The 14,491-nt window shown below is 69.8% G+C and carries 17 protein-coding genes; 15 read left to right on the top strand and 2 right to left on the bottom strand.

What is annotated here, in order from left to right:
- The 13 genes from AC0VY3_RS36920 to AC0VY3_RS36860 all read left to right on the top strand — a co-directional run bounded on the left by AC0VY3_RS36920 (position 1) and on the right by AC0VY3_RS36860 (position 8,995).
- The gene (locus tag AC0VY3_RS36920) at positions 1 to 288 is read left to right on the top strand and encodes a hypothetical protein (protein WP_475551885.1); all 288 of its coding nucleotides are present in this window, start codon (positions 1 to 3) and stop codon (positions 286 to 288) included.
- Between the two features lie 125 nt (positions 289 to 413).
- A complete protein-coding gene (locus AC0VY3_RS36915; protein WP_475551884.1) occupies positions 414 to 995 on the top strand; it encodes a hypothetical protein in 582 nt (193 codons plus the stop codon).
- Between the two features lies 1 nt (position 996).
- The gene (locus tag AC0VY3_RS36910; RefSeq protein ID WP_403473534.1) at positions 997 to 1,164 is read left to right on the top strand and encodes a pRL2-8; all 168 of its coding nucleotides are present in this window, start codon (positions 997 to 999) and stop codon (positions 1,162 to 1,164) included.
- Positions 1,113 to 2,144 carry an AAA family ATPase gene (locus AC0VY3_RS36905; protein ID WP_475551883.1) on the top strand — a complete coding sequence of 344 codons (1,032 nt, stop codon included), beginning with the start codon at positions 1,113 to 1,115 and terminating at the stop codon, positions 2,142 to 2,144. Before AC0VY3_RS36910 ends, AC0VY3_RS36905 begins: the two co-directional genes overlap by 52 nt.
- Before the next feature lie 495 nt (positions 2,145 to 2,639).
- Complete coding sequence (locus AC0VY3_RS36900; protein ID WP_475551882.1) at positions 2,640 to 3,317, top strand: GGDEF domain-containing protein; 678 nt, start codon at positions 2,640 to 2,642, stop codon at positions 3,315 to 3,317.
- On the top strand, positions 3,314 to 3,640 hold the full coding sequence (locus tag AC0VY3_RS36895; protein WP_475551881.1) for a hypothetical protein: 327 nt from the start codon (positions 3,314 to 3,316) through the stop codon (positions 3,638 to 3,640). The genes AC0VY3_RS36900 and AC0VY3_RS36895 overlap by 4 nt, the downstream gene beginning before the upstream one ends.
- Before the next feature lie 71 nt (positions 3,641 to 3,711).
- On the top strand, positions 3,712 to 4,260 hold the full coding sequence (locus AC0VY3_RS36890; protein ID WP_475551880.1) for a WhiB family transcriptional regulator: 549 nt from the start codon (positions 3,712 to 3,714) through the stop codon (positions 4,258 to 4,260).
- A complete protein-coding gene (locus tag AC0VY3_RS36885) occupies positions 4,260 to 4,934 on the top strand; it encodes an Lsr2 family DNA-binding protein (RefSeq protein WP_475551879.1) in 675 nt (224 codons plus the stop codon). The genes AC0VY3_RS36890 and AC0VY3_RS36885 overlap by 1 nt, the downstream gene beginning before the upstream one ends.
- 4 nt (positions 4,935 to 4,938) lie before the next feature.
- A complete protein-coding gene (locus AC0VY3_RS36880; protein WP_475551878.1) occupies positions 4,939 to 5,427 on the top strand; it encodes a hypothetical protein in 489 nt (162 codons plus the stop codon).
- 98 nt (positions 5,428 to 5,525) lie between these two features.
- The gene (locus AC0VY3_RS36875) at positions 5,526 to 6,041 is read left to right on the top strand and encodes a hypothetical protein (RefSeq protein ID WP_475551877.1); all 516 of its coding nucleotides are present in this window, start codon (positions 5,526 to 5,528) and stop codon (positions 6,039 to 6,041) included.
- Complete coding sequence (locus AC0VY3_RS36870) at positions 6,038 to 6,535, top strand: hypothetical protein (protein ID WP_475551876.1); 498 nt, start codon at positions 6,038 to 6,040, stop codon at positions 6,533 to 6,535. The genes AC0VY3_RS36875 and AC0VY3_RS36870 overlap by 4 nt, the downstream gene beginning before the upstream one ends.
- Positions 6,536 to 7,154: 619 nt before the next feature.
- Complete coding sequence (locus AC0VY3_RS36865; RefSeq protein ID WP_030634006.1) at positions 7,155 to 7,889, top strand: ParA family protein; 735 nt, start codon at positions 7,155 to 7,157, stop codon at positions 7,887 to 7,889.
- The gene (locus tag AC0VY3_RS36860; protein WP_475551875.1) at positions 7,889 to 8,995 is read left to right on the top strand and encodes a ParB/RepB/Spo0J family partition protein; all 1,107 of its coding nucleotides are present in this window, start codon (positions 7,889 to 7,891) and stop codon (positions 8,993 to 8,995) included. Before AC0VY3_RS36865 ends, AC0VY3_RS36860 begins: the two co-directional genes overlap by 1 nt.
- A 768-nt stretch (positions 8,996 to 9,763) precedes the next feature.
- On the opposite strand, the gene AC0VY3_RS36855 is transcribed toward AC0VY3_RS36860, so the two are convergent.
- A complete protein-coding gene (locus AC0VY3_RS36855; RefSeq protein ID WP_475551874.1) occupies positions 9,764 to 11,029 on the bottom strand; it encodes an IS701 family transposase in 1,266 nt (421 codons plus the stop codon).
- Positions 11,030 to 11,478: 449 nt separating this feature from the next.
- Between AC0VY3_RS36855 and AC0VY3_RS36850 the strand changes: the two genes are divergently transcribed.
- Positions 11,479 to 11,691, top strand: coding sequence for a hypothetical protein (locus AC0VY3_RS36850; RefSeq protein ID WP_475551873.1), 213 nt, complete (start codon positions 11,479 to 11,481; stop codon positions 11,689 to 11,691).
- A gap of 129 nt (positions 11,692 to 11,820) precedes the next feature.
- Here AC0VY3_RS36850 and AC0VY3_RS36845 read toward each other — a convergent pair whose 3' ends face one another.
- Positions 11,821 to 13,026, bottom strand: a complete 1,206-nt coding sequence (locus tag AC0VY3_RS36845; RefSeq protein ID WP_475551872.1) for an esterase/lipase family protein — start codon at positions 13,024 to 13,026, stop codon at positions 11,821 to 11,823.
- 389 nt (positions 13,027 to 13,415) lie between these two features.
- Here AC0VY3_RS36845 and AC0VY3_RS36840 point away from each other — a divergent pair, with 389 nt between their 5' ends.
- Positions 13,416 to 14,171 carry an alpha/beta fold hydrolase gene (locus AC0VY3_RS36840; protein ID WP_475551871.1) on the top strand — a complete coding sequence of 252 codons (756 nt, stop codon included), beginning with the start codon at positions 13,416 to 13,418 and terminating at the stop codon, positions 14,169 to 14,171.
- The last annotated feature ends 320 nt before the right edge of the window (positions 14,172 to 14,491 follow it).

The following is a 14,491-nucleotide window of genomic DNA, read 5'->3' as shown; positions in this document are numbered from 1 at the left end:
ATGCGAACCCCGCCCCGCTCGCTGATGGCGGCCGCTGCGGTGCCTGTAGCGCTCGCCGCGGCCGCCGCCGGCCTCAAGGCCGGCCGCTGGCAGCTGTACGCCGACCGGCACCGGCTCCACCTCACGCCCGTTGCCCGCCGCTCCTGCCCCGACTGCCGGGGCGAGGGCGGCTGGTGGGCTGGTGGGCCGTTCCCGGAGATGGAGGCGTGCGGCTGCTGGTCCGAGCGGCGCGAGCTCCACATCCGGCTCCTGCCCGTCCCGGCCTGGCCCGACGAACCGCCGTTCTGAGACGACCTCCGCCCCGGCCGCACCGGCCGGGGCGGAAGCCGCACGCGGGGTCGACCGCAGCATCGGCAAAGAGCCGGCCGCCCCGCACCCCTTCACCCGCAATTCGAGATCAGGAGAACCCCAGCATGCCCCGTCTGCCCCTTGTCACCGAGCGCTTGGCCCTCTTCGCCACCCTCCTGGCGACCTTCGGCGAGCTGCATCCCGCCTGTGACCACTGGGTCCAGGGCTCGAAGACCGCGTCGCGGAAGCGGATGTACGGCGAGGACCTGGTCCACGCCGACGGCACCCCCGCCACGGAGGACTCCACCCGGCCGACCATGACCACCAGCACCCTGGGCAGGCGCGCGGTCGCCTGCCACGTCGCCTCGTACACCGCCGTGCAGCTGGCCGCGACGATCGGCATCACCCGGGCGTTCGGCTACCGGGTCACCCCGGCCGCGCTGCTTGCCGGAGCGGCCATCAACGCCGGTACGCACGCGGCGATCGACCGCGGTGCCCTACTGCTGTGGCTGGCGAAGAAGACCGGGAAGACCGGCTACATCGAGCACTGCCAGACGGTCCGCATGGACGACGACGGCACGCTCACCCGCGAGATCAACGGGCCCGGCACCGCGTGGATGGAACTCGATGCGGCGCTCCACCGAGCGATCGGGATCGGCGCAGCCGCCGTCACCACCTGGCTCACCACCCGTCCCGGAGCGCGCTGACATGCCGAACCAGAAGGCGACGAACCCGCCCCGCGGCGAGTGCACGCAGTGCTGGTTCCACGCGTACGCCAGCCGTCAGGCCCACGCCGCTCTGGGCCCCCGTGAGGACTGCCCGCAGTGCGTGGACCACATGAAGAACGGCCACCCCACCCACATGATCGTCCGCTGACGACCCGCACAACGCCGCCGACCCACTCACCCATCACGCCGGGCAGCGCACCCTCCGCGCTGCCCGGCGCCCCTGCTCTTCGAGGAGATCCGCATGACCGAACTCATCTACCCGCCAATGCCCGAGAACAGCCTGGTGGTCCTCATCGGCCCGGCGAGGTCGTCAGCGACGATGCGGGCGACCAGGCCGCGACCGGTGACGCGGTCGCCGCCCTGCACCTGCTCCTGGAAGCGAGGATGCGCCGGAGGCTCTTCACCATCGTCGACGCCACCAACACCACCCGGGAAGCCAGGGAGCCCTTGGTCGCCGCCGCTAAGCGGCACAACATGGTGCCGATCGCGGTCATGGTCCCCACGCCAGCGAGCGTCTGCATCGAGCGGCAGGGCCCACGACCGGCGAACCGCACGGTGCCCGAGGCCACGATCATCAAGCAGCACCAGGACATGGTCGACTCACACCAGACCTTTTCCCTGGGGAAAGAGGGTTTCGCGACCGCCTTCTCCGACCGCTTCGACCGGCTCCTGCCGTTCCTGGAGCGCCTGAGCGGGGCCCGGCAGGCCGCTCTCGGCCTCGACGGCAGCGACGGGCTCGGTGACCTGAACCTCCCGGCCCGGATGTTCGGCGAGGACATCGTGCCGCTGTGGCGGTGGAAGCCCGGCTCGAACGTCGCCGGAGGCGACCGCGTCGCGGAGATCCGTCTCGGCCAGCAGTACCTCACCCTCGCCCTGCGCACCGACATCGACGGCGAGGGCGACATCGGGTTCGACGTCGCCGTGCCGTGCCCGCACGACGACGAATGCACCGGTAGGGCCTGGGCGCCCGCCTACAGCATCACCAGCCTCTACCGCGCGCTGAACGGCGACCTGGACGACGACGAGGACATCGTCTGCACTGTCCACGGCCCCAACCACGCCGACGACCAGGACGACGAGGACACCCCCGGCCTCGAGGAGCGGGACCTCGAAGCGGTCCACGGCTGACGGACTCTCCGTGCCGCCCCGGCCCCTGGCTCACCGCCCGGGGCCGGGGCGGTCGCGGTGGTCCCTCAACCGCCGCGACCCCGAGCGGAGATGGACGTCATGCCCCAGCCCCCGTACTACGAGGTCGACGTCCCCATACGGAACACCGAGACGCCCGGCCTGGAAGGAGTGCACGTGTTCACCGGCTGGGCGGACACCGTGCAGCCGCCGTACAGGCCGCCCACGACGCCTACGACGCGGCCCGCACCGCAGCACAGGCCGGACGCGAGATCCCCCACGGGCGCGCGGACGGCTGGTGCTGCTGCGGATACCGGCCCGGCTGGGAACTCGACTGGTCCGCCGCGAAGGCCGGCCCCTGGAGGAGCCCGTATAGCTGGCTCAACTCCACGACCTACGAGCTGTAGCTCCACCCCGGGACAGGCGCACATCGGCGTCCAAACCAGTTTGCCTGCCCCGGGCCACCCACCCCGTACAAGACGAGAGGGAGCCCTCAGTATGAACTCCGCCGCACGCTTACCGGGCCGGATCAGCCCGAACGCCCTCCTGATCACCACCGCCGCCGTTCCGCTGACCGGCTGGGCGGTCCACGCCGTCGCCCTGCACAAGCGACTCGCCGCCACCCGCCGCGACCCGCTGACCGGGTTGCTGCGCCGCGACGCCTACACCGCCCGCGCCCGCCGTCTCCTGGCCCGCCACGGCGACGACCTGGCCGTGGTGATGGTCGACGCCGACCACTTCAAGCAGATCAACGACAGCCTCGGCCATGCGGCGGGCGACGTCGTACTCGCTGCCTTCGGTGCCAGGCTCACCGCCTGGGCGGGCCCGCGCGCTGCCGTGGGCAGGCTCGGAGGCGACGAGTTCGCCGTGGTCCTGGAGCTGTCCTCCAACCGCCGTGCACAGCGCCTGGAGCAGCTGGTCCGGATGCTGCACATCCCGGTCGTCCTGGACGACGGGCGCACGGTCGACGTCGCCGCCTCGATCGGCGCCGCGACCCCGGACGTCCTGGGCACCCGCGACCTGACCGCGTTGCAGCGGATGGCCGACGCCGCGCTCTACGACGGCAAACACACCGGCCGCGCGGTCCTTGCGACGGCACAGCACGCCACCGTGCCCTCGATCAACGGGCGCCGGGCCGGCCGTCCGGGGACCGCGACGTGGGGGCGGGCCGCATGAGCGCCACGGCGGCGCGGACTCCAGCAGCCGCCCGGCGCCCGGCCGTGACCCGTACGCGCAACAAGAAGCCACCGGTCGAGCCGGGGCTGGTCCCGGCGCCCGGCAACCTCCTGGACTGGCGCGACGGCAGCCACTTCGACCGGTGGGAGGACCGCCCCTGCGCCCTGTGCGACCAGCCCACACCGATGCGCTCCCACGCCGGTGAGCCGGTTCACAAGAGCTGCGCCGAAGCGTGGATCGCGGCGAATCCCACCGAGGCCCGTCTCGGCCGGTTCGTCTCCGACGCGCAGGCCGGACGCCGCCGCGGCGACGACCACGCCTGACCCGCGCCGTCCCGCCCTCGCACCACAGAGCACACACCCTGTCTCGCCCGCTCCTCTTGAGGAGGTTCCTCATGCCCGGCTCCCGTCCCGGCACGGCGACGCTCGTCCCTGCCGACACCCGGATCCCCTTCCCCGACGCCGACCAGCCCCTGGCCTGCCGCACCGATCCGGCCCTGTTCGCGACCGAGGACGTCAGCACCACGGACGACCCGCGCGCCCGGGAGAAGGCCACCGCCCAGGCCAAGAAGGCCTGCTCCGGCTGCCCCGTCGCCGCCGAGTGCCTCAAGTGGGCGCTCGCCAACCCCGACCTCACTCAGACCGGGGTGTGGGCGGCGACCACGAAGCGCGAACGCAAGCGGCTGCGCAAGCAGCTCGTGGCCCGGCTCGGTGACGACTGGCCCGGTGTGGTCGCCGAGCAGGACCGCCGCCGACGCGAGCAGCAGCGCACCGCGCGCACCGCCCCTCCGACCGTCCGGGACCAGGCCCTGGCCCGGCTGGAGCTGGAGCTCGTGCCCACCCGCCCCGAGCCCTACAACCCGTGGACGCAGCCGATCACCCCTCAGCAGGCCGCCGCCAACCGGCGCGTGCTGGAACTCGCCCTCACCGGCAAGGCCGCGTGATGTTCACCGACTGGTCCGAAGCCCTTGAGGCCGAGTCCCTTCCCGTGGACCTCACCTCCGCGCAGCAGCTCGCCGCCGCGGCCCGGGTCGCCGCCCGCAGTGCCCGCGACAAGGACGACCTCGGCCTGCTCCTGGACGTCCTCGGGCTGCCCGCCGACCCCGACACCCTCACCGCCCTGCTCCCCCTCATCCCGGAAACCGGAGACACACCCGTGACGACCACCCCCGCCACCGAGGCCATCGACGTCCCTGTCACCCCGCTGGCCTTCTCCAACCCCGTGCAGGAACTGCTGGACTGGGCCACCGCCCACCCGGCCGCCACCGTCCGCAACCGGGCCAACCGCATCACCGCCGACCTTGCGGAGCTGACCGAGCGCCGCGACACCGAGGCCGCCCAGCGGGAGGCCGAGGAGAAGGTCGCCAGGGCCAAGGCCGAACTGGAACGCGCGCAGGAGGAGCTGCGGACCGTGAAGGCCGGCACCCGCCCCACGGCGGCCGCGCCCACCGGGGCCCGTACGGGATCGGGCAGCGGCCGCAGCAGGGAGGAACTCGCCGCCATCCGGTCCTGGGCCCGGGAGAACGGCCACCAGGTGGCCGACCTGGGCATGGTGCCCAAGCGGGTCCTGGAGGCGTACGACGCCGCCCACCAGGACTCTGCCCGGAAGGCCGGCTGATCTCGTGGACACCGAACCGATAGTCCTGGACGGCTTCCTGGAGGAGGCCACCGTGCCCGGCGACCTGCACGGCAGCACGGCCCGGTTCCGTATCACCGTCTCCCCCACCGACGAGCGCACCGACGAGATGGTCCTGCCGTGCGGGGTCACCGACCCGGAGCTGGCCCACGCCGTCCTGAACGACCTGGTCCCCGGCGACAAGTTGCGCGTCACCGGCCACCTCCACCTCCCCCGCACACCGGACGATCCGCTGTGGCTGGCCGTCAGCACACTCGCCGTACTGGAGACCGCTCCCCTTCTCACCGACCCGGACGCTGTCACCACGGCGGTGCTGGAGCGGTACGGCCCATACGTCTGCTGGTTCGACGCCGACACCGACGCCGTGGACGTCTTCACCGAGACCGGCACCTGGGTCGGCACCGCGCCCGCACCGGATGAGATCAGCGACCTCCTCGAAGCGTTCGAGCAGCGCCAGGCCACCAGCGGCGAGTGACCACTCCGCACCCGACCAACCCCAGCGCCGTGCCCCGACCGAGAGGCCGGGGCACGGCACCTTCCCTTCCCCTGCCCAGCACCCCGAGGAGCCCTTGCGTGTTAGCCGTCCTCGTCCCCGCCGCTCTCGCAGTCGTCGCCACCCTGCTCGGATCGATCGTCTCCGGCCGTTTCCAGGAACGCGCCGCCGAGCGGCAGATCCGCGTCACCCACAGCGAGACAATCCGCCGCGACCGCCTCGAAGCCGTCACCGCCCTGGCCTGCGCCGCCAGCGACCACCGCACCGCCATGTGGAAGCGCGGCGACGCCACCCTCACGGGCGCCGGCCCCGAACGGATCGCGACCCTGCGCGGCGAGAGCCATATGACCCGCAGCGCCATCACCCGCCCCCAGGTCGCCCTACGCGTCCTCATCGAGGACCAGGCCCTCCGTACCGCCGCCGACCGCATGGTCACGCTGACCTACGCCATGCGCGAGGCGTACGCCACGACCGAGGACCTCACCGCGGCCCGAGAGGCCGCGAAGGACGCCCACGACACCTTCGTGAACACCGCCGCCCACTACCTCCGCCCCGCCAGCACCCACCCCACCACCGGACAGGAGAGCACCCGATGATCCGTCGCCTGCGCCGCTGCGGACACGCCCCCGGAGTCATCTCCCCCGAGGACCAGGCCGTCGTCGACGAGTTCCGCGCGATGCTCACCGCCCTGCGCAACCCCGAGCCCTGGACGCCGGGCACCAGCAGCGCTCGGGACATCGCCGTACGCGTCGGCCCGTTCATGGAACGCGCGCACACCCGCCCCGGCGACGACCACGGCCCCGACCTCATCGCCGTCACCCTGGTCCACCCCGACACCCCGCACGCGGGCGCCTACCTCCACGGCCGCCAGCTCGGCTACACCGGACGCGACTGGCTCCGCTGCCCGACTACTTCGATCGTCGGCTTCTGGCAGCCCGGCTACACGCAGCTCACCCACGCCGCCAACGGCCTTCCCCTCCCCGACGACATCGGCATGGCTCCCGCGCACTACGCCCTCTACATCGAGGCCCGCAAACGCGGCGACAGCCATGACGGCCACACCCTGCTCCGGCTCGGCCCGTATACCTAGACCCGGCACGCCCAGCAAGACGGCGACCGGCTCACCGCCGCACTGGACGGACGGGAGACCACCCTCGCGCCCGGCTACCGCGTCACCATGAGGTTCGGACCGTTCAACGTCAGCGATCACCAGCTGTTCACCGACCCGTACGAGACCGACGTCGTCGCGCTCCTGAACGCGGCTGTCGCGGACGTGCGCGGGTGACCGCTCAGGCACCACGATGCTCACGTTGAAGGCCCGTACCCCGCCGCGAAAGCTGTGGTGGGGTACGGGCCTTCTTACGTTTCAACGCGGCTCCAGAACTGCTCTGAACGGCACCCAGGCGGCTATAACCCCTGCGGGGTCTGGTGCGCAGAGTTTCCGACAGGCTTTCCGTATACGTCAGCCGACGACCTCATCAGACTCGGTCTGGATGACGAAGACAGGCATGCGGTGGACTCGCGCCGCAGGTCCGCTTCAAAACCCGGTTTTGAAGATCAAGTAGGTGCGGTCCGCAACGAGCTCTCAAAACCGGGTTTTGAACTGGCACGCCGTCAGCCACCTCCCAGGGTGATACGTGGCATCCTGTCCCGGTCCGCTAGTACCAGCCGCGTGGCTGGGAAGCATACGGAGCATCAGGAGCACACACATGGCACGGATTACCGCGCTGATCAATCGGAAGGGTGGCGTCGGGAAGTCGACGCTCACTGTGAACACGGCCGCCATCACAGCCCACGTCCTGGGCGAGTCCCCCGAAGGCGCCCCGCACTACGTCGCCGCAGTCTCAGCAGACCCGCAGGGATCCACCACCTGGTGGTCGGAACGCGTCGGTAGCGAGCTGCCCTTCTCCTTCGAGCAGATCACCTCCCGGGACGACCTTGAACTCTTCGCCCAGCTGAAGAAGTCACGCAAGGTCAAGCACGCGTTCATCGACACCCCCGGGTGGATGGACCTTCCCGAGGACGAGAAGCAAGAGGCCGGCGACCCCTTCGGCCAGAGCACCGCCGCCGACGCCATGCGCGCAGTGCTGGCCAACGCCGACGACATCATCGTCCCCGTCGAGCCTGAGCCGCTCGGCTTCATGCCGACCCGCGACACCATTGAGGAAGTGGTGAAGCCGCTCGGCATCCCCTACCTCGTAGTCATCAACAACTGGGACCCCCGCGACGGCGAAGCAGACCTTGAGCAGACGAAGGACTTCATCCGGGCCCAGCAGTGGAACCTGGCGAACACGGTCGTGCGCCACTACAAGGTCCACACTCGAGCGGCACTCGAAGGCACCGTCGTCACTCAGTACAAGAAGAACCGTGTAGCCATGGAGGCCCGCGAAGACTTCTACCAGCTCGCTCTCGAGCTCGGCGCAGGCAAGAAGGGGACGCGCTGATGGCGGCGAAGAAGCCCTGGGCAGACCTGCTCGACGGTCCCGGCAAGCCCGGAAGCAAGCGCACCGCCGGCACGGACGACACTAAGCCGGACGTGCCGCCCACCACCGTCCACATGCATACGATCACCGGCAACCCCGAGAACCCTCGTACCGAGGCCGACTACACGGATGAAGACGCTGCCTTCCGTGAACTCAAGGACTCGATGAAGGCAGTCGGCCAGCTACAGCCGGCCGTCGCCATGTCCCGCGAGGCGTTCCTGGCCGTCAAGCCGGAACACGGGCCGCAGCTCGGTGACGCGCAGTGGGTAGTTGTCCTCGGCAACCGACGTTTCCACGCTGCCAAACAGCTCGGCTGGACCAAGTTCGAGATCAGGGTCCGCGACCGCCTCGGCAACCAGGACGATGACAAGGTCGACGAGGCCGTCATCATCGAGAACATCCACCGCAAAAACATCCCTCCCTACAAGGAGGCAGTGTTCCTGCAGCGGATGCTCGAGCGTCACGGATCGCAGGAGAAGGTCGCAGAGCGCATCGGCAAGTCGCAGATGTACGTCTCCAACCGCTTGGCGCTCCTCGACCTTGACCCCGAGCTTCGAGACGCCGTCGACACCAAGCAGCTCAAGGTGAAGGCCGCCGAGAGGATCGCGAAGATTCAAGACCCGGAACAACAGAAGGCCGTCGCGGCAGAAGAGATCCGCAAGGCACAGGAACCAAAGGCTCCCCGGAAGCGCCAGACCACCCCGACGAGGCCATCAGTTCAAAACCCGGTTTTGAACCCCGGCTCCGAGCCAAAGGCATCCAGCGGGGGAGCGGCGGCTACCAAGGCGGAAGCACCTGTGGTTGCTGTGCCGGAGCCGCGGACCACCATGACCTCCCCGGCCGAGGCCATCGCCTTGCCGTGGCAGGACGGCGAAGCCCTCATGAACGCCGCGTTCGACCGGCTCGACGTCCAGCAGCGCAGTGCATTTATCCTCCGCTACTTCCAGCGCAGCACCGGGATCGACGCTGTCATCGCAGACATGAGCGGGAACCTCACCACCGAGGCCCGCACCTCACTAGCAGCCATCCTCCAGCAGGTTGCCGCAGGCCTTCTCGAAGACGCGTAGCCGCCCAGAAGAGCCCTTGTCTGCCTCGCCCTGCTCCGCGGAGAGGAAGAGGCAGACAAGGGCTCCAGTGGTTTGCATACCTGAAGCGGGCAAGAGAACCGACGAGGCCGAGCGAGCGCCCCCGCGTCTTGGGGCGCCCGTTCGCCAGCGTTCGGGAGCTAGATCACACCCGATTCAGATTCGCGGTCGCCGGCCGCCCGCCGATCCTCCGTGCAGGACTGGAGGGCTGCTGCGCGGCGGCTGCGGAGGCGCGAGGCTCCCCAAGCCACCAGGGCCAGAACCGAAGCAGCTCCGAGGCTGCCGATGAATTCGGGCAGGGCGTCGCGAAGAACGGCGTCCATAGCGGGACCTGGGCACGTCAGAGGACCCCGGAACGTGCCCGTCTTCTTTCTGGCGAAGAGGCAAGAAGATCCCCTGCCCCCGGGGTCTCGGGGCGTCACGCGGTCTCAGGCCCACGGCTTCGGTCAGGACGGCGAACCGACCGAAACAGCGGATGTTTGGGGATACCGCTCGCAGTATCGCCCCTCAGCGTGGCTCATCGTGTTGGAGTTGCGCGATGGCGGCCCGTGGCTGTAATGGCTCACCACATCCAGCAAGGAAGCGACTGTCTGGTGATCCATTCCCCAAACCGGGGCGAGAACCCACGATTGCGCCTAGTAGTGCTTGGTCATGTTGGTGCGGGGTCGGGCATGTCGCGATGACAGGTGGGGCAGGCGCCGGTCCAGGTCGCGAGGAGTATCTGCAGCTCGCGGACGACTCGGTAGAGGCTCAGGCCGACGCCGTCTCTTTTGGGGATCGGGTCAGTCGCTGCAGGGTGCAGAAGGCGTGGGCGACCGAGACGAGGGTGACGTGGTGGTGCCAGCCCGGCCAGGTCCGGCCCTCGAAGTGGGCCAGGCCGAGGGCCTGTTTCATCTCGCGGTAGTCGTTCTCGATGCGCCAGCGGAGCTTCGCGGTGCGCACGAGGACGGGCAACGGGGTGGTCTCGGGCAGGTTGGAGAGCCAGAACTGCACGGGCTCGTCCTGGTCGGCGGGCCACTCCGCCAGCAGCCAGCGGACCGGAAGCTCGGCGGTGGTCGTGGCCTGGCGGATCTCGCGCCCGGCGGGCCTGATCCGCAGGGCAACGAAGCGGGAGTACATGCGTTTGTGCCCGCTGCGGCCGCTGCCCGGCCGTGATCCCTCCCTCCACTGCACCGGCCGTGCGGAAGATTTGCCGGCCGCGATGACCATGTCCTTCACCCGCTGTGCCGGCTCGGGATAGGCAGGGACCGGCCGCCGGCCCCTGCCGAGGTAGGTCGGGGTGGCCGGCCGTGCGTCCTCGGGTTGTGCGGTGGTTGTGGTCGAGATGCCCACCACGTAGTCGAGTCCGCGTGTCTCCAGGCCGAGCCGGAAGGCGGCGGTGTCCCCGTAGCCGCCGTCGGCGATGACCTGGGGCACTTCGATGCCCCAGGACCGCGTCTCGTCGATCATGTCGAGGGCCAACTGCCACTTCTCGACATGGCCCACCTGGGCAGGGATGGCGCACTTGTCACGGCGGGCCACTTTGGCCGGATCGGCCTTGGGCGAGGAGGGATCCCAGCTCCCGGGCAGGAACAGACGCCAGTTCACCGCCGCCGAGGCACCGTTGGAAGCCAGGTGCAGCGAGACTCCGGCCTGGCAGTTGGTGACCTTGCCCGCCGTGCCGGTGTACTGCCTGCTCACGCACGCCGACGCGTCCCCGTCCTTGAGGAAGCCGGTGTCATCGATGACCAGCGCGGTGGGTTTGATGACCGGCTGCATCCGCCAGGCCAGCCGGGCCCGGACATGCGCCGCATCCCACGGGCTGGAGGTGACGAAGTGGGCCAGCGCCTGCCGGTTACCGTCCTCGCCCAGGCGGGCGGCCATCGGCTCCACCGACTTGCGCCCGCCGTCCAGCAGCAGGCCCCGCAGATAGACCCCGCCCCACCGGCGCTGATCCGCCCGCGCGAACGGCTCGAACATCTCCGCCGCGAAGTCCTCCAGATCACACCGGACCGCAGCCAACTCCTCACTCAGCACACACGATCAACGACACGACCGATCAAGAAGACACGCCATCACAAACGACACATGACCAAGCCCTACAAGAGCCGGACCCTGGCTGGGGCTTCGCCCCCGCACGCTGAACCCCGCAGGCCCGCACCGATCACGATCGGTGCGGGCCTGCGGCTGTGCCACGACCAGCTGGTCACCACCCAGGCCCGTGGTCGGCCGGCGGGGCGGTGGCGATGCTGTCTTCCAACCACATGAGGCGTCGCCCGCCCCGGGGGCTACGGCTTCCGGTAGGTGCCTCCGCCGCGCCGGGGGAGACGGGCGGGGTCGTCGCCGCGCACGAGGGCGGGGCAGTCACTGTTCAGGGCGGCCATGTGGCGAACGGCCAGCGTGGGTACTTGGTGTCGAGGTATGGCAGGTGGGGGTCTCGGTCCCCAGGTGACAGCATCGGCGTCGGCAGGGGCGGTTCTGGCACGGTGGGACTTCCGGCGCTGCGGGCGGCGGTGGCGGTCAGTACGGGCGGGAGCCATGCCGGGGGTTACTGGGACCGGCACATCACCGACGTCGAAGCCCACGCCACACCGGTCCCCCACGAGCTGACCGCGCCCCTGGGCCAGTTCGAGCAGCGACTTGCCCAGCCCGCCGACGACGCACCGCTCGCCGCGCTCCGGCGCTGCCGGCTCAGGTGACAGCGTGGTTCTGCAAGGTACGTGAGTGCCGTACCGGCGAGGAGTGTTCGCCGGTACGGCTGCTCCGATCATGCCGTGTGACCGTCCCCGCCACGGGCGGTCGGCTGTCCCGATGGGCGCTTGGGCGGGTCAGCTGGGGAGCTGGTCCATGATCCAGGTGCACAGCTGCTCGGTGATGGCTGTGTGCGCAGTGGTCGTGGTGGAGCAGAGGAAGCTGTCCAGCTCGCTTTCCTCCGCGTCGGCTTCGCCGATGCTGCGGTACAGGTCCTCCTGCTTGTCGATGTCGCGGACCGCGACCGCGCTGACCGAGGGGACGAAGCACACGTTCTCGTGCCTCAGGTCCACTTTGCCGCCGAGCTTCTCCAGGGTGTCGGCAAGGATCTTGTAGGTGTGCAGGGTCCCACCCGGTGCACCGTCCAGCTCCGGGAAGCCGTCGGTCGTGATGGTCTTCTCGGCCTTGGGGAACCTGCGGTTGAGGTAGGCGACGGTCGTGTCGTCGCCCTGGGCCTGGGTGTAGAAGGTGGTGCCCGGGTAAATCCGCTCGATCCGCAGAGCGGTGTCGCCGGGCGTCACGTCCGGCAGGCCCCTCCCGTCCGCGCGGCCGTTGGCCACGGCGATCTTGCGCGGGATCATCGGCCACCCACCCAGTCGCTCCAGGGCGGCCAGGAACTCCGTGCGCTCCGGGGCGATGCCGATCTTGCCGGTGTCCTTGTCGTAGTGCTGCCACAGCATCTGGCGTGCGGCCGGGCTGTCCATCTGCCGGGCGAAGTCGTTCGGGAACGGGATGAAGTGGGAGAACGCCTGCACGCCCACCGGAATGGAGGCACCGCGGTGCGGGCTGTCGTAGGAGAAGTACAGCGCGGTCCGGTGGTTGACGCGCTGCTCCTCGAGACGAGCGAGTGCGTAGCGGGTGACGATGCCGCCCATGCTGAAGCCGCCCACGACCAGGGGCGCGTCACCTTGCTGCTCGGCGGTGGCCCGCATGATGGCGGCCTCGGCCGCCTGAGCGTTGTCCAGGATCGACGCGCTGCGCTCCTCGAAGCCGAGCAGGATCACGTCCCTGCCGCGCCGGCGCAGCTCGGAGATGAAGGGGTATCCGTTGTTCTCCAGCCCGTCGTAGAGCACGTCGAGCTTGCTCCGGCCGAGGTTGAAGCCGTCGGCCATGATCATGGGCCGGGTGAGAGAGCTGTTGCCCTCACCGCGGAAGATCCAGGCGAAGCCGTTCGGCAGTGGCCACTCCTCGTGCTCCGGTACCTCGATCGCCCCGGCGCGTTCGGCGGTCAGAAGACCGCCGATGCTGAACGAACCGACGTCGGGCTCGGCTGTTTCGGACATGGTCGTACTCCTGATGGCAGGGGGGGCGGGTGAGACGTCGTCATCATGGAGGAGATGCGGGCACATCAGGCCTCTGATCTGCGGGGTTCACCACATCTGATGGAGCACGGCCGGGAGTGGTTGACGGACGCGAACGGACCGCCTGCCCGGTCCCGTCGTCCGTTGCGCACCTCACCGCCCCTACCGGATCCGGTTCGGCGCACGACCGCATGAACGGAGTGCGCGCGCAGAGATCGGGAGGACACCTGCTGGGTAGGCAACGGCGAGACGACCGGGCGCAGACGCCTCCCAGGACGCAAGCTCACTTGCCGGACTCGGGGCCTGGCCTGGAGGGGCGCGTTCTCGAAGGAAAGCGAACCCTTCGCCTGTAACTACGAGAGGAAGTCCGCATGAGCATTCCCCGCCGCCTGATCGGTTCGGGTGACCACAAAGTGCTGGTGCTCCACGACTGGTTCGGCACCAGCGCCGGCTGGGGGCCCTTCCTGGACTACCTGGACGGCGACACCTTCAGCTACGCCTGCCTCGACTATCGCGGCTACGGCGACCGCAAGCATGTCACCGGTACGTACACGCTCGCCGAGATCGCCGAGGACGCCCTCGCCCTGGCCGACGAGCTCGGCTGGGAAAGCTTCTCCCTCGTCGGCCACTCGATGGGCGGCAAGGCGGCCCAAGAGGTGCTGGCCCAGGCTCCGCACCGGGTACGGAAGCTGGTCGGCCTGGCCCCGGTCCCCGCCGGTGCCTATCCGCTGGACGCCGACGGAGAAGCGCTGTTCTACGGTGCCGCGCAGGACCGCGACAAGCGACGGGCCATCGTGGACCTGGTCACCGGCCGGCGTGCCTCCCGGGTGTGGGTGGACCTGATGGTCGACCGCTCGCTGGAGTGGTCGACCCGGGAGGCGTTCGGCGGTTACGTGAAGGACTGGGTCACCGCCGACCTCACGGCCCGGATCACCGGCAACCCCGTTCCGGTCAAGGTCATCGTTGGCGAGCACGACCTCGCCCTGACGGCCGACGCGATGCGCGCCACGTGGCTCGGCCACTATCCGAACGCCGAACTGGAGGAGATCGCCAACAGCGGCCACTACCCCATGCACGAGACACCTGTGGCCCTGGCCACCAGCCTCGAGACGTTCCTGAACGCCTGAGCCCGCAGCGGCAGCTCCAGAAACACCTGGCGCACCATCACCATGCCCACAGGCCGGACCGGGCGCCCGCAGAGCGGACCCCGGCCGGTCACGGCAGGGAAGACCTTTGCACAGTTCACCGTCGGCTGCCGGGTCAACCTGATCGGCAGGGACACCGGTGTGGGCGACGGAGTCCCCCTCTACGACGCAAAACCCGGAACGAGTGAAGGAAGCCGCCCGACAGCAGGGATGACTGTGGGCACGGCGTGTCTCTGCTGGGGCCCGAAGTGGCATGCCGGGCACGAGGATGGCCGGTCTCCGTACGGGGCCACGGCATCAAA

The organism is Streptomyces sp. iso_384 (assembly GCF_056172905.1).
Note: the sequence above shows the minus strand (reverse complement) of the source record. Positions and strands in the feature narration are given on the sequence as shown.